At 55.0% G+C, this 20,502-nt stretch carries 17 protein-coding genes; 11 read left to right on the top strand and 6 right to left on the bottom strand.

Annotated features, from left to right (window positions below; all coding sequences use genetic code 11):
• Positions 1 to 15: 15 nt before the first annotated feature.
• The gene (locus NYE92_RS16130; protein ID WP_013024186.1) at positions 16 to 918 is read right to left on the bottom strand and encodes a LysR family transcriptional regulator; all 903 of its coding nucleotides are present in this window, start codon (positions 916 to 918) and stop codon (positions 16 to 18) included.
• A 97-nt stretch (positions 919 to 1,015) separates the two neighbouring features.
• On the opposite strand from NYE92_RS16130, the gene NYE92_RS16135 reads away from it, so the two are divergent.
• From NYE92_RS16135 to NYE92_RS16145, 3 genes are all read left to right on the top strand, one after another.
• Entirely contained in the window at positions 1,016 to 1,447 is a 432-nt protein-coding gene (locus tag NYE92_RS16135) for a CidA/LrgA family protein (protein WP_015701251.1), read from the top strand.
• Positions 1,440 to 2,135 (top strand): LrgB family protein, encoded by a 696-nt coding sequence (locus NYE92_RS16140; RefSeq protein WP_013024188.1) that lies wholly within the window; start codon positions 1,440 to 1,442, stop codon positions 2,133 to 2,135. The genes NYE92_RS16135 and NYE92_RS16140 overlap by 8 nt, the downstream gene beginning before the upstream one ends.
• A 183-nt stretch (positions 2,136 to 2,318) precedes the next feature.
• The gene (locus NYE92_RS16145; RefSeq protein ID WP_014606929.1) at positions 2,319 to 2,864 is read left to right on the top strand and encodes a YfaZ family outer membrane protein; all 546 of its coding nucleotides are present in this window, start codon (positions 2,319 to 2,321) and stop codon (positions 2,862 to 2,864) included.
• Positions 2,865 to 2,931: 67 nt separating this feature from the next.
• On the opposite strand, the gene actP is transcribed toward NYE92_RS16145, so the two are convergent.
• From actP to acs, 3 genes are all read right to left on the bottom strand, one after another.
• Positions 2,932 to 4,587 (bottom strand): cation/acetate symporter ActP, encoded by a 1,656-nt coding sequence (gene actP, locus NYE92_RS16150; RefSeq protein ID WP_013024190.1) that lies wholly within the window; start codon positions 4,585 to 4,587, stop codon positions 2,932 to 2,934.
• Positions 4,584 to 4,913: a DUF485 domain-containing protein gene (locus NYE92_RS16155; protein ID WP_014606928.1), complete on the bottom strand. Its 330-nt coding sequence runs from the start codon at positions 4,911 to 4,913 to the stop codon at positions 4,584 to 4,586. Before NYE92_RS16155 ends, actP begins: the two co-directional genes overlap by 4 nt.
• A gap of 129 nt (positions 4,914 to 5,042) precedes the next feature.
• Positions 5,043 to 6,998 (bottom strand): acetate--CoA ligase, encoded by a 1,956-nt coding sequence (acs, locus tag NYE92_RS16160; RefSeq protein WP_259019148.1) that lies wholly within the window; start codon positions 6,996 to 6,998, stop codon positions 5,043 to 5,045.
• A gap of 585 nt (positions 6,999 to 7,583) precedes the next feature.
• Between acs and gltP the strand changes: the two genes are divergently transcribed.
• The 4 genes from gltP (at position 7,584) to NYE92_RS16180 (ending at position 13,247) form a co-directional block, all read left to right on the top strand.
• On the top strand, positions 7,584 to 8,885 hold the full coding sequence (gltP, locus tag NYE92_RS16165) for a glutamate/aspartate:proton symporter GltP (RefSeq protein WP_014595076.1): 1,302 nt from the start codon (positions 7,584 to 7,586) through the stop codon (positions 8,883 to 8,885).
• Between the two features lie 150 nt (positions 8,886 to 9,035).
• A complete protein-coding gene (gene murQ, locus NYE92_RS16170; RefSeq protein ID WP_259019150.1) occupies positions 9,036 to 9,947 on the top strand; it encodes an N-acetylmuramic acid 6-phosphate etherase in 912 nt (303 codons plus the stop codon).
• Complete coding sequence (gene murP, locus NYE92_RS16175; protein ID WP_029569368.1) at positions 9,947 to 11,380, top strand: PTS N-acetylmuramic acid transporter subunit IIBC; 1,434 nt, start codon at positions 9,947 to 9,949, stop codon at positions 11,378 to 11,380. The genes murQ and murP overlap by 1 nt, the downstream gene beginning before the upstream one ends.
• Positions 11,381 to 11,702: 322 nt before the next feature.
• A complete protein-coding gene (locus NYE92_RS16180) occupies positions 11,703 to 13,247 on the top strand; it encodes a PAS domain-containing methyl-accepting chemotaxis protein (protein ID WP_013024196.1) in 1,545 nt (514 codons plus the stop codon).
• Here NYE92_RS16180 and NYE92_RS16185 read toward each other — a convergent pair.
• Positions 13,244 to 14,209, bottom strand: coding sequence for an AraC family transcriptional regulator (locus tag NYE92_RS16185; RefSeq protein WP_014606924.1), 966 nt, complete (start codon positions 14,207 to 14,209; stop codon positions 13,244 to 13,246). The two genes, NYE92_RS16180 and NYE92_RS16185, sit on opposite strands and share 4 nt — an antisense overlap.
• Before the next feature lie 104 nt (positions 14,210 to 14,313).
• On the opposite strand from NYE92_RS16185, the gene NYE92_RS16190 reads away from it, so the two are divergent.
• Both NYE92_RS16190 and NYE92_RS16195 read left to right on the top strand, forming a co-directional pair.
• Positions 14,314 to 15,501, top strand: coding sequence for an MFS transporter (locus NYE92_RS16190; RefSeq protein ID WP_014606923.1), 1,188 nt, complete (start codon positions 14,314 to 14,316; stop codon positions 15,499 to 15,501).
• Positions 15,502 to 15,716: 215 nt separating this feature from the next.
• Positions 15,717 to 15,926, top strand: a complete 210-nt coding sequence (locus tag NYE92_RS16195) for a DUF1471 domain-containing protein (RefSeq protein ID WP_014606922.1) — start codon at positions 15,717 to 15,719, stop codon at positions 15,924 to 15,926.
• Positions 15,927 to 16,467: 541 nt separating this feature from the next.
• Here NYE92_RS16195 and sbmA read toward each other — a convergent pair.
• Entirely contained in the window at positions 16,468 to 17,715 is a 1,248-nt protein-coding gene (gene sbmA / locus NYE92_RS16200) for a peptide antibiotic transporter SbmA (protein WP_259019152.1), read from the bottom strand.
• Positions 17,716 to 17,988: 273 nt separating this feature from the next.
• On the opposite strand from sbmA, the gene NYE92_RS16205 reads away from it, so the two are divergent.
• Both NYE92_RS16205 and NYE92_RS16210 read left to right on the top strand, forming a co-directional pair.
• On the top strand, positions 17,989 to 18,714 hold the full coding sequence (locus NYE92_RS16205; protein WP_014606921.1) for a gluconate 2-dehydrogenase subunit 3 family protein: 726 nt from the start codon (positions 17,989 to 17,991) through the stop codon (positions 18,712 to 18,714).
• Positions 18,715 to 18,716: 2 nt separating this feature from the next.
• A complete protein-coding gene (locus tag NYE92_RS16210) occupies positions 18,717 to 20,501 on the top strand; it encodes a GMC family oxidoreductase (protein ID WP_013024201.1) in 1,785 nt (594 codons plus the stop codon).
• Position 20,502: the final 1 nt, after the last annotated feature.

The raw sequence follows: 20,502 nt of genomic DNA on the forward strand, positions 1-20,502 counted from the left end.
GGGCGGGCTGCCGCACTAGACGGAGAGGCGCGGCGCCTGATCGGGCCAGTGTTCGCGGCAACACGCAATCCACGCCTGCGCGCTGCGTGACAGATAGCTGCCTTCCCGCCAGATCAGCCCCAGATGCCACTGAAGCTCGGATTCCAGCGGCAGCCACAGTAACGACTGTTTATCTAACCGCTGGCATATCGGCTCCGGCAAAATTGCCAGCCCCATCCCGGCCTGCACCATGGCGGCCAGAAAATCCCACTGCCCGCTACGCACGGCAATGGTAGGGGTTATCTCCTGACGCTGAAAAGCTTTCATTAACTGGCGGTTCAGCGAAAACTCTTCATTAAAGATCAGCAAAGGATGCGGAGCCAAATCGCGCAGGCTGAGCTGGGTGCGTTGCAGCCAGGGTTCCTGACGGGGCAGTAAGACACATAACGGATGCTGCATCAGCGATAACGTTTCCAGGGGTAATTCGGCATCGACCGGGAGCGCCGTCAGGGCAATATCCAGCGTGCCTGCCAGCACCGCCTCCTGAACCGTTAAGCCGCCAAACTCAGCAATGCTGAGTTCCACGCCCGGATACCGGCGACGAAACGCCGAAACCGAACCAGCGATCTGCATGCCGACCATTGGGGGAATACCGAGCCGCAGCTTGCCGGTTTTCAACTGATTGATATCGCCTATCTCTGCCTCAAGCTGATGGAACTCCTGCAAAATAGCCAGTCCGCGTTGATAAACGGCTTGTCCGCTGTCCGTGAGATGTAGGCGACGTCCATCGCGAAGCAGTAGCGCGCAGTCCAGCTCCTCTTCCAGCTGACGCACCATTTTGCTGATCGTCGGCTGCGTCACAAACAGCTTTTGCGCGGCCCGGGTAAAACTCTGCTGACGTACCACTTCGGTAAAGTAACGCAACGCACGAACGTCCATAACTATTCCTTTCTGGCATGATTTTAATAATTTTAATTCATTTTTTTCACAGTACCTCGTGATTCTATACTGAGCGCATTAACGATATGGGAGAAAAATGATGGCCCTGGCATTGCCGCGCCTTAACCTCGACAGGCTGCAACGGCTCAGCTTACCGCTACAGCTGGCGCTGTTTATCTCGGTATTCGTCGCCAGCGAGCAGCTGGTGAACTGGCTGCATCTGCCGCTGCCGGCCAACATTGTCGGCATGCTGCTGATGTTAATGCTGATTGCGCTACGCGTTTTACCGCTGCGCTGGGTGAAAGTCGGTGCCAGCTGGCTGCTGGCAGAGATGCTGCTGTTTTTTATCCCGGCAGTGGTGGCGGTGGTGAATTACGCTGATCTGTTGCAGATTGATGGCTGGCGGATTTTTGTGGTGATTGCGGTCAGTACGCTACTGGTGCTGGCAACGACCGCCCTGGTGGTGGATCGCCTGTACCGCTTCGAGGTCGCGCGGGCCGCGCGTAAGCAGGGCGGCGACGATGCGTAATCTGTTTATCAGCCTGCTGTGTGCGGCCGTCACGCTATTGATTTATTACCTGAATAAACGGCTGTATCGCCGCTGGCCAACACTGTTACTGATGCCGCTGATCATGACGCCGCTCATTCTGGTGGCGCTGCTGCTGCTGACCCATATCAGCTGGCAAAACTATATTGCGGAAAGCCACTGGCTACTGTGGCTGTTGGGCCCCGCGACGTTGGCCTTTGCGGTGCCGGTCTATGAAAATCTGGCGGTGATTAAACGCCACTGGTTATCGCTGAGTGCCGGTGTGTTAACCGCCACAACAGTCTCGGTATGCAGTTCCGTCTGGCTGGCGCGCTTACTGAATTTACCGGAAACTATTCAGCGAAGTCTGGCCGTGCGCTCCATTACTACGCCCTTTGCGCTGGCGGCGGCCAAACCCATGGGTGCGCAGCCCGATCTGGTGGCACTGTTTGTGGTTGTGACAGGCGTATTTGGCATGGCGGTAGGGGATGTGCTGTTCCTGCGCATCGCCATCAAACAGGGCGTGGCGAAAGGGGCCGGATTCGGTGCCGCTTCGCACGGTGCCGGTACGGCACGCGCTTATCAACTGGGGCAGCAGGAAGGCGTGGTATCTAGCCTGGTGATGATGCTGTCTGGTGTAGTAACCGTCATACTGGCGCCGTTCATCGGGCACCTGATGTGGGCACACTGAGCCGGGTGATGACAGGCCTGAATGCGCCTGTCATCCGCTCTTTTCCGCTTAACTTACAGCGCGTTGTCCGTTTTGGCACAAAATGACATCTCTTTTTACGTAAAGCTTTCCAAATTTAGTTGTCACCTCGTTTCAGACTGCTACCCTTGATGCGGAATTATTTGACCCATCATGGAGAGAATCATGTTTAAGCAACTTGTTACCGGAAGCGCTCTGAGCTTCATTATGCTGAGCGGCGCCGCGCAGGCCATCGAGGGCAGCGTCGATGTTGGCGAGCACAGCACCAACCTGAATGTCGGTTTGGGCACGACCTCACCAGGCCTGTTCCTGAACGGCAACTGGTTGCGTAGCGATCATGACGGCAGCACTTACGGCGCTGGCCTGGGCTACAACGTCGATTTTGGCGATCTGCGACTGGCGCCAACCGCAAAGGCGATTTTTACCCATCCTGAAGACGGGAAAGACGGATTTGCGGTGGCGCTGGGCGGCAGCGCGCAGTACAACTTCAACAGCATGTGGGGCCTGTACGGCCAGTATTATTATGCGCCGGAAGGCCTTACCGATCATCTTGACAGCTACCAGGAAGCGAGTGGTGGTGTGAGCTTTACGCCGGTCTCTCTGCTTAACCTGCGCGTGGGTTATCAGTATATCGAGCTGAATAATAAAGGCGGTCGTAAAGACAACGTCCTGGTCGATGGTCCATACGTGGGTGCATCACTGCGCTTCTGATAGTGGCCTGAGAAAAAGGGCAGGGGCCTCGCGGACCCTGCCCTTTTTTTATGCCCGGGAAAAGGGATTAGTGCGCTTTGCCCTGCTCAATACCGGCACCGGTCTGGGAGCGAATAAACTGCGCCCGGAAGCGTGAACGCTCTTCTGCGCCCTGTTGCGAATGATCGGTAACCGAAAACAGCCAGGTGCCCACAAAGGCGATAGTAATAGAGAACAGGGCCGGATATTCATACGGATAGATTGGCGAAGCATGGCCCAACACCTGAACCCAGACGGTAGGGCCAAGAATCATCAGCACCACGGCGGTGATCAGCCCTAACCAGCCGCCGACCATCGCGCCGCGGGTGGTGAGTTTAGACCAGTACATGGAAAGCAGGATAATCGGGAAGTTACAGCTGGCCGCAATCGAGAACGCCAGGCCGACCATAAACGCGATGTTCTGTTTTTCAAACAGAATACCCAGGGCGATCGCCACAACACCGAGCACCAGCACCGTAATTTTCGACACCCGCAGCTCGTCGCGCTCGCTGGCCTGGCCCTTACGGTAAACGCTGGCATACAAATCGTGAGAGACCGCCGAAGCGCCCGCCAGCGTCAAGCCAGCCACCACGGCCAGAATCGTGGCGAATGCCACGGCTGAAATAAAGCCCAGGAAGGTGCTGCCGCCAACCGCATTCGCCAGGTGTACCGCCGCCATATTGGTGCCGCCGATTAACGCGCCGGAGGCATCTTTAAAGGCCGGGTTGGCACCGACCAGCAGTATGGCGCCGAAGCCGATAATAAAGGTCAGAAAGTAGAAGTACCCCATAAAACCGGTGGCCCAAAATACGCTTTTACGTGCCTCTTTGGCGTCGGCAACGGTAAAGAAGCGCATCAGAATATGCGGCAATCCCGCCGTACCAAACATCAGCCCCAGCCCCAGCGACAGGGCAGAAATGGGATCTTTAACCAGCCCGCCAGGCTGCATAATGGCCGCGCCTTTCGGGTGGACAGCCATCGCTTCGGTGAACAGCGTATTAAAGCTAAAACCGGTGCTTTTCATTACCATAATGGCCATGAACGAGGCACCAAACAGCAACAGAACGGCTTTAATGATCTGAACCCAGGTCGTCGCCAGCATGCCGCCGAACAGCACGTACATCACCATCAGGATCCCCACCAGGATGACGGCGATATGATAATTGAGGCCGAACAGAAGCTGGATCAGTTTACCTGCCCCAACCATCTGAGCAATCAGATAGAGCGCAACCACCACCAGTGAACCGCAGGCTGACAGGGTGCGTATGGGTTTTTGCTTCAGGCGATACGAGGCAACATCGGCAAAGGTATAGCGCCCCAGATTACGCAGCCGTTCTGCAATCAGAAACAGAATCATCGGCCAGCCGACCAGAAAGCCCAGCGAATAGATTAAGCCGTCATAGCCCGAGGTATACACCAGCGCCGAAATACCCAGAAAAGAGGCGGCGGACATAAAGTCGCCTGCCATGGCCAGCCCATTCTGAAAGCCGGTGATATTTCCGCCTGCGGTGTAGTAATCGCTACGCGAACGCGTTCTCTTCGACGCCCAGTAAGTGATACTCAACGTGGCGCCGACGAAAATCACAAACATGACGATCGCCTGATAGTTAACAGCCTGTTTCTGTACCGCGCCCGTAATGGCATCGGCGGCCAGAGCAGAAAACGGCAGCAGCGCTGCCAGCATCCACAGCATAAGACGGATCATGGTTTTACCTCGCTGAGGATAGCCTTCGTCAGACGATCAAACTCGCCGTTTGCGCGCCAGACGTACACGCCGGTCAGGACAAAGGAGATGACGATCAGCCCCACGCCGAGCGGAATGCCGCGTGTCACATTGGTGCCGGCATGAAGAGGCGTGCCCAGCCAGCCAGGGGCAAAAGCAATAAGCAGAATAAAGCCGACATACAGCACCAGCATAATTAACGACAGCAGCAGGGCAAAGGACTGGCGCTTGTGTACCAATTCCTGAAAGCGAGGATTACGTTCAATTTGTTGGTAGATCCTTTCCTGTTCGGGCAGGGCATCATTCATCACATTATCTCCAGAAGCATGCAGGCGTGGACCTCACGCAAAAGCGTGAATGAGTTATATTTTTGTGACTACAGAAACACACTACGTAGGGAAGTGGTGGCGGAAAGCCTGATGCTTTCCGCCGGGTTGTTACGGCATGGTGATGGACTGTTTCTCTTCAAGCAGTTTCTCAACGACGCCAGGATCGGCCAGCGTTGACGTATCGCCTAAATTACTGGTATCACCCGCGGCGATTTTCCGCAGGATACGGCGCATGATTTTACCGGAGCGGGTTTTTGGCAGAGAGTCGGTCCAGTGCAGCACATCGGGCGTGGCGATCGGGCCAATTTCTTTGCGTACCCAGTTACGCACTTCGGTATAAAGCTCTGGTGAGGGCTCCTCGCCGTGATTCAGGGTGATATAGGCGTAAATCGCCTGGCCCTTAATGCTGTGCGGGATCCCCACCACAGCGGCTTCGGCAATTTTAGGGTGGGAAACCAGGGCCGATTCAATTTCTGCCGTGCCCAGACGATGTCCTGACACATTCAGCACATCATCCACGCGGCCGGTAATCCAGTAATAACCGTCCTCATCCCGTCGCGCGCCGTCACCGCTAAAGTAGGCATTTTTGAAGGTAGAGAAATAGGTTTGTTCGAAACGGTCGTGATCGCCGAACAGCGTTCGGGCCTGGCCTGGCCAGGAGTCAGTGATAACCAGGTTACCTTCGCAGGCTCCTTCCTGAGGATGCCCCTCATTATCGACCAGCGCGGGCTGTACGCCAAAGAAAGGCGTGGTCGCAGAACCGGCCTTAAGCCGCGTTGCGCCGGGTAGCGGGGTAATCATAAACCCCCCGGTTTCGGTCTGCCACCAGGTATCCACTATTGGACACTGGCTGTTGCCGATTTTTTTGTGATACCACTCCCAGGCTTCCGGATTAATCGGCTCCCCGACCGAACCCATAATACGCAGGCTGCTACGGTCGGTGCCTTCAATCGCCTTGTCCCCTTCGGCCATCAGCGCGCGGATAGCCGTGGGCGCGGTATAGAGCAGGGTGACTTTATGCTTATCCACCACCTGCGCCATGCGGGCGGACGTCGGCCAGTTGGGCACGCCTTCAAACATCAGCGTCGTGGCACCGCAGGCCAGCGGGCCATACAGCAGATAGCTGTGGCCGGTAACCCAGCCTACGTCAGCCGTACACCAGTAGATATCGTCCTGATGGTAGTCAAAAACAAACTTAAAGGTGGTCGCGGCGTAAACCAGATAGCCGCCGGTCGTATGCAGCACGCCTTTCGGCTTGCCGGTTGAACCTGAGGTATACAGGATAAACAGCGGATCTTCTGCCTGCATTTCTGCTGCAGAGTGGTTGGTACTGGCGTTCTGCATCAGCTCGTGCCAGTGCCTGTCACGTCCTTCAACCCAACCGACGTCTTTGCCGGTACGTTGAAAGACCACGACGTTTTTCACGCTGTTTACGTTGGGATTTTTTAACGCTTCATCCACATTTTTTTTCAGTGGGATCGTACGCCCCGCGCGCACGCCTTCATCGGCTGTCACAATTAAGGCTGCACTGGAGTCGATCACGCGACCTGCCACCGCTTCCGGTGAAAAGCCGCCAAAAATAACCGAATGCACGGCGCCAATGCGCGCGCAGGCCAGCATGGCGACCGCGGCTTCCGGCACCATTGGCATATAAATCGCGACGACATCGCCTTTTTTAACCCCGAGCAGCTCCAGCACGTTGGCAAAGCGACAGACATCGGCGTGAAGCTGACGAAAGGTTATTGTTTTGCTTTCGTTGGCATCATCACCTTCCCAGATGATGGCAGGATGATCGCCCCGGGTTGCCAGGTGACGATCCAGGCAGTTCGCCGCCAGATTGAGCGTGCCGTCCTCATACCAACGAATGGAAATATTACCAAGCGCAAAAGACGTGTTTTTGACTTTGCTGTAAGGCTTTATCCAGTCAAGGATTTTACCTTGCTCCCCCCAGAATGTTTCTGGATCGGTAACCGATTGCTGGTACATCGCCTGATACTGTTCGGCAGTAATCAGCGCGTTTGCTGCAATATTTTCTGGAACAGGATAGATATGATGTTGGCTCATGGCGAATCTCCTTGAAGATGTTAATCATATGTCAATCAATGGTTAAGTGAAGCCCGACAACCGGTTTTGTTTCTTTTTTGCGCCATAGATCACGCGTTAACCTTGCTGACATAAAAACGTCGTGAATTGGGTAAAATCACCCTAACTCCCTGCAAAAAATGGGGATTTAAGTTGCAACATTTTGTGAAGGGCTCTGGTTAAAAAAACAGCGAACGAACCGCGCAGACATTGAGCATTGCCTGAATAGCTATGCGAAAACTTATCGAAGGTTTACTTTTCATAACAGCAGGTTAGGGATTTGCGCCTGTGCCAGCATTTTATGCTTAAGAGATGGTGAAGTTTTAATCGAAGCCTCCAAGGGTTGCATTTACCACAGTGAAAATGGTACTTATCTCGCCCCTGATCATCAGGTATCAACTCAGACCGCGTCTGAAAATGGGTATGGAAATCATCGCATTTCAATGCGGGACGCCGTCTATAAACACCCTCTAATTTACCGGGCTTTTTGCTCACTTCCCTGTGTGTATTGTCTTCTGCACCTTCGCAGTAGAGAGAAACGGGTTTTGACTGAGGAAATTACGCGTTATGAAAGGTTTTAAAATCAGCCTTGCCTGGCAGATTCTGATCGCACTTGTGCTTGGCATCATCGTGGGTGCCGTGTTGCATAATCAGCCAGAAGATCGTGAATGGTTAGTCAATAATATTCTCAGCCCGGCGGGCGATATCTTTATTCATCTGATTAAGATGATTGTCGTGCCCATCGTGATTTCATCCTTGATTGTCGGCATTGCGGGTGTCGGGGATGCGAAAAAGCTGGGACGCATTGGTCTCAAAACTATTTTGTACTTTGAAGTGATTACCACCGTTGCCATTGTTGTTGGTATTACCCTGGCCAACGTGTTTAAGCCCGGCACCGGCATTGATATGTCTACGCTGGCAACGGTGGACATCTCTAAATATGAAGCCACAACCGCTCAGGTGCAGGAAGGCACCCACAGTCTGGTGGCGACCATCCTGTCGCTGATCCCGCAGAACATCTTTGCCTCCATGGCGAAGGGTGAAATGCTGCCGATTATCTTTTTCTCGGTACTCTTTGGGCTTGGACTGTCCGCTCTGCCGTCAGAACAGCGCGATCCGCTGGTCAATCTGTTCCGTGGCGTATCAGAAACCATGTTTAAAGTGACGCATATGATTATGCGTTACGCGCCAGTGGGCGTGTTTGCGTTGATCGCCGTGACGATTGCTAACTTTGGCTTCGCGTCGCTGTGGCCGCTCGCGAAGTTGGTGCTGCTGGTATATGTGGCGATCCTCTTCTTTGCCTTTGTGGTGCTGGGAGCGGTCGCGCGTTTCTGCAAGCTACGCATTACGACGCTGATGCGCATTTTAAAAGATGAGCTGATCCTGTCTTACTCAACGTCCAGTTCAGAAACCGTGCTGCCGCGCATCATGGAGAAAATGGAAGCCTATGGCGCGCCCAAAGCGATTACCAGCTTTGTCGTTCCGACCGGCTATTCGTTTAACCTGGATGGATCAACGCTGTATCAGAGCATCGCCGCCATCTTTATTGCTCAGCTGTATGGCATTGATCTGTCGCTGACGGACGAAATTATTCTGGTGCTGACGCTGATGGTCACCTCCAAAGGCATTGCGGGCGTGCCCGGCGTATCCTTTGTTGTGCTGTTGGCAACGCTCGGCAGCGTGGGTATTCCGCTGGAAGGGCTGGCGTTTATTGCGGGCGTGGACCGCATTATGGATATGGCCCGCACCGCGCTCAACGTGGTGGGTAATGCTCTGGCAGTGCTGGTCATTGCGCGCTGGGAAAACCAGTTCGATACAGAACAGGCTAAAGCGTACGAATTACAGTTACGGACGCAAACCGCCAGTTAACAGCGGGTTAGCAAGACAAAGGCTCAACGGTGGTTGGGCCTTTTTTTTACCCCGTTTTTATCACCGCAGAAAAAAACGTGGGCAGAGGATGAATTATTCATTCGTTGTGTTAAAAATATCCAGAATAAATTATTCCTGTGGAGGACGAGTGTGAAAATCGATCTCAGTCAGATGATCACGGAAGGGCGCAATCCGGCCAGCCAGCATATTGATGAAATGAGCACAGAGGCGATGCTGCGGGTCATCAACGAGGAAGACAAAAAAGTCGCTCTGGCCGTGGAGGCGATCGTGCCGGAGATTGCGCGCGCGGTGGAGGCGATCTGCGCGGCGTTCAGCGCAGGGGGACGTCTGGTTTACTGCGGTGCCGGGACATCCGGCCGTTTAGGTATTCTTGATGCAAGTGAATGCCCACCAACTTTCGGAACACCACGCGACCAGGTTATTGGCCTGATTGCCGGGGGCCATCAGGCCATCTTGCAGGCGGTAGAGAACGCAGAAGACAATGTGGAACAGGGCGCTCAGGATCTGAAGGCTATTCACTTTAGCCGCCACGACGTGCTGGTCGGCATCGCTGCCAGTGGACGGACGCCCTATGTATTGGGCGCGCTGGATTATGCCCGGCAGTGCGGTGCCTCCACGATAGCGCTGACCTGTAATCCACTCAGCAAAATGGCTCAGGTCGCCGATATCGCCCTGACGCCAGTAGTGGGGCCTGAAGTGGTGACGGGATCATCACGCATGAAAGCCGGAACCGCACAGAAGCTGGTGCTGAATATGCTCACCACCGGAGCGATGATTCGTAGCGGTAAGGTTTACGGCAACCTGATGGTGGATGTTGAAGCCACTAACCAAAAGCTGGTGCAGCGGCAGGTTAACATTGTTATGCAGGCCACTGACTGTGATGAAGCCAGCGCCCGCTCGGCGCTGTCAGCCTGTGGCGGACACTGTAAAACCGCCATCCTCATGATGTTGGCAGGATTAAATGCCGATGAGGCGATCGCGCTGCTCGCTAAGCACCAGGGCTTTATCCGCAAAGCATTACAGGATTCGGGAGCGCGCTAATGGCAAAAATGACCGATGCACTTCTGCACGATATCGTGCAGGCAGTGGGCGGCGCGGCGAACATCGTCGTATGCGGCAACTGTATGACGCGTTTACGACTGACGCTGAGACACAATCAGGCCGATATTGCCCGGCTGAAACGCCTGCCCGGCGTGCTGGGCGTCATCGACAGCGATGATCAGTTGCAGATAGTGCTCGGTCCTGGTAAGGCACAGACGGCGGCAGAACGGATGCAGGCCATCCTGGCGCAGGCGCAGGGCGATGCCGCGGTATTGCACCAGGTAGCGGCAGAACAGAAACAGCAGATAAAAGCCAGGCAGACTGGCGCGCTGCAGCAGTTCCTGGCACGCTTCGCCACCATTTTTACGCCGCTCATTCCGGGTTTTATTGCCGCAGGTTTACTGCTGGGGTTTGCCACCCTGATTGAGCAAAGCCTGCACCTGAGCACGCCTGGCGATCATCCTGGCTGGCTGATTCAGGGCGTGGCCTATATGAAAGTGTTCGGCAAAGGGCTGTTTACCTTCCTCAGCATTCTGATTGGCTACAACGCGCAAAAAGCCTTCGGCGGCACGGGCGTAAACGGGGCCATCATCGCCTCGCTGTTTATTCTGGGCTACGTGCCGGATGCCAAAGTCGGCTATTACAGCGGTATGGACAGCTTTTTTGGTCTGGCTATCGATCCGCGCGGTAATATCATCGGGGTGCTGCTGGCGGCCATGTTTGGTGGCTGGTTGGAAAGGCGGCTGCGCACGATCATTCCAGACAATCTTGATATGATTCTCACCTCGCTGCTGACCTTATTGATCACGGGCGCGCTGACATACCTGCTGATTATGCCGGTCGGCGGCGAGCTGTTTAAGGGCATGTCATGGCTCTTTATCCACCTCAATAACAACCCGTTTGGCTGTGCGCTACTGGCCGGACTGTTCCTGATCGCCGTCATGTTTGGCATTCATCAGGGATTTATCCCGGTCTATTTTGCCCTGATGGAAACCCAGGGATTTAACTCACTGTTTCCGATTCTCGCCATGGCGGGTGCCGGTCAGGTCGGTGCCTCGCTGGCGCTCTGGTGCAAAGCGGAAAAGGGCGCGCTGCTGCGTGCCCAGATAAAAGGCGCTATCGTGCCAGGCTTACTGGGCGTGGGGGAACCGCTTATCTACGGAGTAACGCTGCCGCGCCTCAAACCTTTTATTACCGCCTGCTGTGGCGGTGCGGTCGGCGGATTCTTTATTGGCTTAGTGGCATGGCTGGGGCTGCCGGTGGGCATGAATACCGTATTTGGCCCGTCTGGACTGGTCACGCTGCCGCTGATGACGTCGCATCAGGGGATTTTTGCCGGCATGGCTGTCTATCTGGGGGGATTGATCGTCGCCTGGGTTAGCGGCTTTTTACTGACGTGGTGGTTCGGCACCCGCAATGTCGACCTGCGCTGAATTGATAAATAAAACACGAAGAAAGCCTGTTAAGCAGGTCTGTAAAAAATTAAGGATGGGGAGTCTGTTGCATCAAAACGTCCCTAACACTGTCTCGGGCTTACCAGTCTGCGTACTCAACCCGCTACGTTCGCAATGCATGATCGCGGTATAAATACCAAAAGCCGCCCTAAAGCGGCTTTTTAAATGCAACAAATTTGCGCGTAGCACTAAAGAGTCATTACGCAAGTGCCGAAAACATAAAAAAAGGTAATCTTTACCTTTTAACACTCACTCATTAACACTTCTGGTGTAAGTCTGACTGGTACGAGCAAGGACTCCTATGCGCAATAACCAACCTGTTTCCCAGCGTGAATATGTCTATGACGATCATGCCACACTGATGTCAACGACCGACCTGAATAGCTATATCACCTATGCCAACGACGCCTTTATTGAGGCCAGTGGTTTTACCTCTGATGAGGTAAAAGGGCAGCCGCACAATATGGTGCGCCATCCGGATATGCCACCAGAAGCCTTTGCAGATATGTGGGCCACCTTAAAACAGGGTGAACCCTGGACCGCGCTGGTTAAAAACCGGCGTAAAAACGGAGACCATTACTGGGTGCGGGCGAATGCCATTCCGGTGGTGCGTGACGGCAAGGTCCAGGGCTATATGTCCGTACGCACTAAGCCCTCAGCGCAGGAGGTTAAACAGTGTGAAGCGCTGTATCGCGATTTCCGCGAAGGGCGCGCAAGGGGCCGCCAGTTTCACAAAGGGCTGATTATACGCAGCGGCTGGCGTCGTCTTGGATCGATATTAAAAACGTTGCCGCTCCGCTGGCGCATTCGCACTGCGTTACTGGCTGTCTTGCCGCTGTCGGTTGCGGGCGTCTGGGCATTGGGCGTTGCGCCACTGGCGCTGGCGGGCTTTACGGGCGGTATGGCCTGCCTGCTGTTGCTGGCCAGCCTGTGGCTCGAACAGCAGATCTCGCGTCCCATCGAGCGCATGTGCAGGCAGGCGCTGCGTGTGGCAACCGGTGCCAGCCATCAGGTTGAGCAGATGGATCGCATCGACGAGGTAGGACTGACGCTACGCGCCATTGGACAGCTGGGGCTGATGTTCCGCTGGTTAGTCGATGATGTCAGTGGCCAGGCCATTAATGTGCTGAGTGCCAGTGATGCGATTGCCCGTAGCAATAATGAACTGAGTCGTCGCACCGAGCAGGCGGCGGCCAACGTACAGCAAACGGCCGCGACCATGAACGAAATGACTGCAACGGTAAAAAGTAATACGCAGACCGCACAGGAAGTGAGTTCGCTCTCTGTTAACACCAGTGAAGCGGCAAGCAAGGGCGGCGAGGTCATGAAGGAGATGATGGGAATGATGGCAGAAATCGCTGACAGCTCACAGCGCATTGCCAGTATCACCAGCGTTATCGACAGCATTGCTTTCCAGACCAACATCCTGGCGCTGAACGCGGCGGTAGAGGCGGCCAGAGCGGGTGAACAGGGGAAAGGGTTCGCCGTGGTGGCCGGTGAGGTGCGGAGCCTGGCACAGCGCAGCGCAAAAGCCGCCAGCGAGATTAAAGCGCTGGTTGAAACCAGCGCCAGCCGGGTCAATTCGGGTAACGAGCATGCGGGTGCCGCAGGCCATACCATGCAGGACATTGTGCAGCAGGTCCAGAACGTGACGTCACTGATCGGCCAAATCAGCGCCGCGACAGCAGAACAGTCCACCGCGTTGAGTGAAGTGAGCACGGCGGTGGAAGATCTGGACGATATTACCCATCAAAACGCCGCCCGCGTTCAGGAAAGCGCAGAAGCCTCAGGGCGCATGACGCATCAGGCTAACCGGCTGGTTGAAGCGATCAGCGTGTTTCGCTAAGACGCGACCGCCTGCGTGCCCGCATAGCCGGCACGCAGCGCACCGGGTGACTGGCCGATTATTCGTTTAAAGGCCCGGCTAAAAGCGGCCAGTGAACCATAGCCCAAATCGAAAGCGACCGTTTCCAGCGCCTCACCATGGTCGGCGATGCGTTTAACCGCCAGTCGCATGCGCAATTCGGTCAGGTAGCGCAGCGGCGTCATACCGGTGGCATGAAGAAAGCGTTCGGCAAATACCGAGCGTGAGCTACCGGCTTCGCGCGCTAAACGTTCTACCGTCCAGTTCTCGCCCGGAGAACGGTGCATGGCGGCAATGGCCTCACTCAGGCGCGGATCGCGCATCGCCTGCACCAGCCCGCTACTTTGCCCACAGCCATTTTCTACCCAGCCACGCACCACCAGGGCCGCAACCACATCCGCCAGACGCGAAAGAATCCCGGCGTGACCCGCGTGTCGGGTTCGTGATTCACGCTCCATCGCCTCCAGCATTGGGCGAATCTCCGGATAGTGTGACAGCAGCGTACTGACCAGCATGACGTCCGGCATCGTGTTGATCAGCGGCTGCATGCCGCCCAGTTCAAATGCCATGCTGGCGCTGAATAACAGGACGCTGTGGTCATCTTCACAGGCATCTGCCGGTGCCGTAATGGCACAGATACTGTCACAGATCGGTTTGCTCGCCATCGCGTCAATGCACTGACAGTCGGCATCCTCACTGGAGAGCAGGCTGTGCGGCTTACCGTGAGGGATCAGCAGGGCATCGCCACTGTTCAGCGTGAAAAGCGCGCCGGATGCGCCACGCACCAGCAGCGTACCGCGCCCGACAAAATGAAACTGGGCCCGTCCCGGAGAATCATTAAAGCGCAGGCCAAAAGGGGCGCTGACGGCAATGCGCTGGTAGTTAACGCCATACAGGCGCATGCCCATTAGCAACTCACTGGTCAACTCATCGTAACGGCTCATCACAGAAATCCAGACGAATTATCAAAAATGACGGTGTAACCATCATAGATCGTCTTGCTCATCCCCTCTATGCTCAGCACTACTTTTTTTTCCGGAGAAGCAACATGAGTCTCAACACTGAAGTGGCTGATGAGGTTTCCATACCCACTCATCCAGCGTGGGGCGCCGTCTTTGCGATGTCGTTTGGCGTATTTAGCCTGATTACCGCCGAGTTTTTACCTATTAGTTTGCTGACGCCGATAGCGCGCAGCCTGAACGTTTCGGAAGGTCTGGCGGGACAGACAGTGACCGTCACGGCCCTGATTGCGCTTCTCACCAGTCTGACGGTAGGCAGCCTGGTCCGACGCATCGATCGCCGGGTGGTGATGCTGGCCTTCTCATTACTGCTCATCGTTTCCGCATTGATGGTGGCACTGGCCGCCAATCTGACCGTCATTTTGCTGGCGCGCGTCCTGCTGGGAGTGGCCATTGGTGGCTTCTGGACGTTGTCTACCGCCATTACCATGCGGCTGGTGCCCGCCGATCAGGTTCCTCGCGCACTCTCCATCGTGTTTAGTGGTATCTCACTGGCGACCATTATTGCGACCCCGCTGGGTAGTTATCTGGGCGGGCTGGTAGGCTGGCGAGCGATCTTCCTGTTTACGGCGGGCCTGGGCGCGACTTCCCTGCTCTGGCAGTTTTTCACCCTTCCCGCCATGCCTGCCGAAGGCAACGCGCGCAGCGGCGGTGTGCTGGCGTTGTTACGGATAAATGTCATGCGCTGGGGAATGCTGGCGGTGATCATGATGTTTACTGCCCACTTTGCTTTTTTCACCTATCTGCGACCATTTCTGGAAAGCGTGGCGCGGCTTGACCTCAGCCAGCTGTCTCTGGTGCTGCTCGCATTTGGCATCGCTAACTTTGTGGGTACGTATCTGGCCGGTTATCTGGTGACACGTAGCGTATCACTGACGCTGAGCGGAATGGCCCTGCTGATGGGCGCGACGGCCCTGATGCTGGTGAGTTTTGGCCATACTGGCTGGCTGGTTGCAGGCGGTGTCGCGATCTGGGGCCTGGCGTTTGGTTCGATGCCGACGGGCTGGTCCACGTGGATTTCTCGTGCGGTGCCAGACGATGCTGAATCGGGCGGTGGGTTACTGGTGGCAACCATTCAGTTAGCGATTACGGTGGGCGCGGCGGCGGGAGGCTGGATGTTTGACTTACGCGGCGCAGGCGGCGTTTTCCTTGCCAGTAGCGCGCTGATGCTGGTGGCGGCAGTAACGATCTTTTCCCGCGTCAGGCATCACGGTTAATGTGACTCATGGCAGCGATATATGCTGCCTTTTTATTGCAGTCTGGTTTTTTAACCTTTTGTGTTTTAACAGGGCTAAACGTGCTTTTCAATTTCAGTTTTATTGAACAACTTAAGCAAAACCCTCTGCTTTTTTCTGATCAATATTCGGCCTATTATGTTTTTCACACAAGGCAAAACGCCTTAAATAAACTGAAAATGACCGAGGAATTTATCATGAAAACTATCAAAACTTTTGCTGCTGTTATCGCCCTTGCCGTTCTTCCTGTTGCAGGCTTCGCGCAAACTGTGACAGCGACCGGTTCTACTCTGGACAGCACCGAAGCGAAAATTGCTGCGCAGGCGCAAGAAGCTGGTGCTTCCTATAAAATCACCGAAGCTAACACCAATAACGGCGTGCACATGACCGCTGAACTGCTGAAATAATGCTTGAAGTTGTGTGCTGACAGGACGCCTATGGGCGTCCTGGCGGCGTTTGTGGATGCCCGCCGTTTCATCTTTTCCCTTCCAGGTTCCCCATCAGACTCCTTTGTTATTCGCCACTAAGCCTGTCAGCTGTGCAGACGCTTGCCTGATTTTTGGGCGCGATAACGTGCAGGCTTCTCCGCTGCGGCCGCGATTTCACGCGAGAGACGATTTACTGCCATTAATAGCCAGGTGCAAGACAGGCTGGCCTCGGACGATCCCTGATGTAGCAAGACGGTAAGACCACGTAAGCCTGGTCGGACGACAGCCGATGGCAAAGTCCATCACGGGCTAAGGGAAGCAGAGCCTGGGCAGAAGGGGAAGACGTAAACCGCATCAGTAACCGGTTTACCGGTCTGCTGCGCTCTGCAAGTCGCCAGGTTCTGCTTGTCAGTCTGGATTGCGTGAAGCGCGGCCAACAATCCTGGCAGGCACCGACTCATGACTCTGGATTCGCGATAATTTGCCTGCGGCATGAGGCTGCCGCAGGCGAAGAGCCTGGTTATGACACGTCTTCAGAGGCGTCACGCATCATCTCACCGTGCGGCACGTCATCCAGAATCTGCTCAAAGCTACGCAGACGTTTATAGATAGACATCAGCTCAACCAGCGTCGACCACGAGGTGATCAGGTACTGGAACGAGCTGCGGACCTGATCGAAAACGTTGGTTATCTGGTTAAGCAAACCCAGCGTTATCGTTCCGGCTACAATGGACGGGAACAACAGAAACAGTCCAAAGACGTTATCGACCTGAAGATAAAGAATGCGGCTGATGTTGAAGTAGAGATAGTGAAAATACAGACGGAAATAGTTAACCCGCACGTTGTTGAACAGCACTTTTACCGTGGGTGGTGTGGCACGGTCGGCGTTGTCTTCGCCGTAAACCAGCTCTTTACGATAAGCAGCTTCAACCCGTTGATTACGAAATTCGAGACCGGGGAGCTTAATCCCGACCAGCGCCAGCAGACCGGTACCGAACAGCGACCAGAGAATCGCAGCAATCACCAGCGCGTAAGGGAGATTCCCCAGAATCGGAATGTTTTCGACATGATGTGACAGGGCGATCAACACCGGCAGAAACGCCACCAGGGTCATAATGGCCTGGATAAAGTTCACGCCCCAGCTTTCCAGCGTTGTGGCAAAACGCATGGTATCTTCCTGCACACGCTGAGCCGCGCCTTCAACGTGGCGTAAGCGCTGCCAGTGGTGCATATAATAATTGTTCATTGCGGTACGCCAGCGGAATACCCAATGGCTGATGAAAAAAGCATTCATCACGCCAATAACGACCGCAATTAAGGCAATGCCCAAAAAGGCCATCACCTGAGCATAAAATTCGTTGATTTGAACCGAGCCGGCTTTCGTCAGCGCTTTTTGGATCAAATCATAAAAAGGGCCATACCAGGCGTTTACGGCAACGCCAACCTGCACACCAAACCAGGTGACAAAAATAATCAGTGCCGAACCCCATACCGACCAGCGTTGCCACGGATGGTTGTCAGTTAGTCGCCAGGCTATCGCGAAAATTGCCACCATCAGCCAGTAATAGGCATAAAACCACAACTCACCCGGCGCAATAAACCGCATTACCGTCGTGGGCAAGGGCTGCTTGATGGCGGCCTGAAAAGCAGGCCAAAAATGGGCCGGTAAATCGCTGGCAAAGCCAAACCAGCCAAAAATCGCCAGTAAACTCCAAAGGGCGGCCGAGCTGAAAAACAGTCCCGGTCGCGGGAAGAAAGACTTAAACATAGGTACTCCGCTGTTGTGTAATCGCTTTTATAACGTTTAAACGGCTATCTGTCTGTAGCCTGTTGTTTCTGAACATGACATCGACAAAATATATGTTAATGAAATTGTGCTTTTTTGTTTCCTTAAACTAAATGTTTATTGGCAATGGTGTTACACTTATATTCATTGTTACCGGTAACAGTTCGTTGTACCCGAAATCCGCAGATAAAAACCACTACAACGTACTCACTTCTCTTTTTCGTACCGCAGTTGATGCGGTGATGAGGCAATGTCATGTCAGACCAGAAAAAGGGTCATTCACGCAGGGATTTTTTGCTGAAGACCATCACCCTGGCGCCCGCAGTGGCGGTAGGCAGTAGCGCACTTGGTGCATTTTCTGCGCCCGCTCAGGCGGCAGCGCCCGCCGCACCCCAGCCCGCCCGAGATTATCAGCCCACTTGGTTTACCGCCGAGGAATTTGCCTTTATCAAGGCGGCCGTTGCGCGCCTGATTCCTGCTGATGAACGCGGCCCCGGCGCGCTGGAAGCAGGCGTGCCTGAGTTTATCGATCGTCAGATGAATACGCCTTACGCCACCGGAGCAAACTGGTATATGCAGGGGCCTTTCAATCCCGACGTCCCTAAAGAAATGGGCTATCAGCTGCCGCTGGTGCCGCAACAGATCTACCGTCTCGGTCTGGCTGATGCCGATCATTACAGTCAGCAGCAGCACGGTAAGGTGTTTGCCCAACTCGACGCCGGGCAGCAGGACGCATTATTACAGGCCATGGAGAGCGGCAAAGCCGGTTTCCGTCAGCTGCCCGCCAACGTGTTTTTCTCATACTTATTGCAGAACACCCGCGAAGGCTTCTTTAGCGATCCCATCCACGGCGGCAATCAGGGCATGGTGGGCTGGAAGCTCATCAACTTCCCTGGCGCACGCGCCGACTTTATGGACTGGGTAGAGCGCGGTGAACGCTATCCGTTCCCGTCAGTGTCGATTCGTGGAGAGAGAAGCTGAGCATGGCAAATGAATTAAAGAAAGTGGATGCCGTGATTGTCGGCTTTGGCTGGGCGGGCGCCATTATGGCCAAAGAGCTGACCGAAGCAGGTCTGAACGTGCTGGCGCTGGAGCGCGGTCCACATCGTGATACCTATCCGGATGGTTCTTACCCGCAGTCGATTGATGAGCTGACCTACAACGTTCGCAAAAAGCTGTTTCAGGACCTGTCTAAGAGCACCGTCACCATTCGGCACGACGCCTCACAAACGGCCGTGCCTTACCGCCAACTGGCGGCCTTCCTGCCCGGTACCGGTACCGGCGGCGCCGGGCTGCACTGGTCGGGTGTCCATTTTCGGGTTGATCCCGTAGAGCTGAAGCTGCGTAGCCACTATGAGGCGCGCTACGGTAAAAACTTTATTCCTGAAGGCATGACCATTCAGGACTTTGGCGTGGACTACCAGGAGCTGGAGCCGTTTTTTGATAAAGCTGAAAAGGTGTTTGGCACCTCCGGTAGTGCCTGGAGTATTCAGGGCAAGGTCGTCGGCAAAGACAAAGGCGGTAACCCCTTTGCGCCCGATCGCTCTGACAACTTTCCACTGCCCGCGCAAAAGCGGACCTGGTCGGCTCAGCTGTTCGCCCAGGCCGCCGAGTCCGTAGGTTATCACCCTTACGATCTGCCGTCGGCGAACACCTCTGGTCCCTATACCAATACTTACGGCGCCCAGATGGGGCCGTGCAACTTCTGCGGCTACTGCAGCGGCTACGCCTGTTATATGTATTCCAAGGCATCGCCGAATGTGAATATTTTGCCTGCGCTGCGTCAGGAGCCAAAGTTTGAGCTGCGTAACAATTCTTACGTGCTGCGCGTCAACCTCACGGGTGATAAGCAGCGTGCGACCGGTGTCACCTATGTCGATGCGCAGGGCCGTGAGCAGGTGCAACCGGCGGATCTGGTCATTCTGTCTGCCTTTCAGTTCCATAACGTCCATTTGATGCTGTTGTCCGGCATCGGTAAACCTTACAACCCGATCACCAACGAAGGTACGGTAGGGCGCAACTTCGCCTATCAAAACCTGTCGACGTTGAAAGCGCTGTTCGATAAAAACACCACCACCAATCCCTTCATCGGTGCAGGCGGTGCAGGCGTCGCCGTGGATGATTTCAATGCCGACAATTTCGATCATGGTCCGCACGGCTTTGTTGGCGGGTCGCCGTTCTGGGTGAACCAGGCGGGCACCAAACCGATCTCGGGGCTCCCCACGCCGACCGGCACGCCAAACTGGGGCAGTCAGTGGAAAGCCGCCGTGGCGGACACCTACACGCACCACCTTTCCATGGATGCTCACGGTGCGCACCAGTCTTACCGCGCTAACTATCTGGACCTGGACCCGAACTACAAAGATGCCTACGGCCAGCCGTTGCTGCGCATGACGTTCGACTGGCAGGACAACGACATCAAGATGGCGCAGTTCATGGTGGGGAAAATGCATAAAATCGCCGAAGCCATGAATCCTAAAATGATCATTGGCGGGGCGAAGAAGCCTGGTACGCATTTTGACACGACCGTGTATCAGACGACCCACATCAGCGGCGGCGCGATTATGGGTGAAGATCCCAATACCAGTGCGGTGAACCGTTATCTGCAAAGCTGGGATGTGCCGAATGTGTTCGTTCCCGGCGCTTCAGCGTTTCCGCAGGGGCTGGGATATAACCCCACCGGCATGGTCGCCGCACTGACCTACTGGTCGGCGAAAGCGATTCGGGAACAGTACCTGAAGAATCCGGGTCCCCTGGTGCAGGCATAAG

The sequence above is a fragment of the Pantoea sp. B566 genome (assembly GCF_024793925.1).
GTDB classification, from domain to species: Bacteria; Pseudomonadota; Gammaproteobacteria; order Enterobacterales; family Enterobacteriaceae; genus Pantoea; species Pantoea ananatis.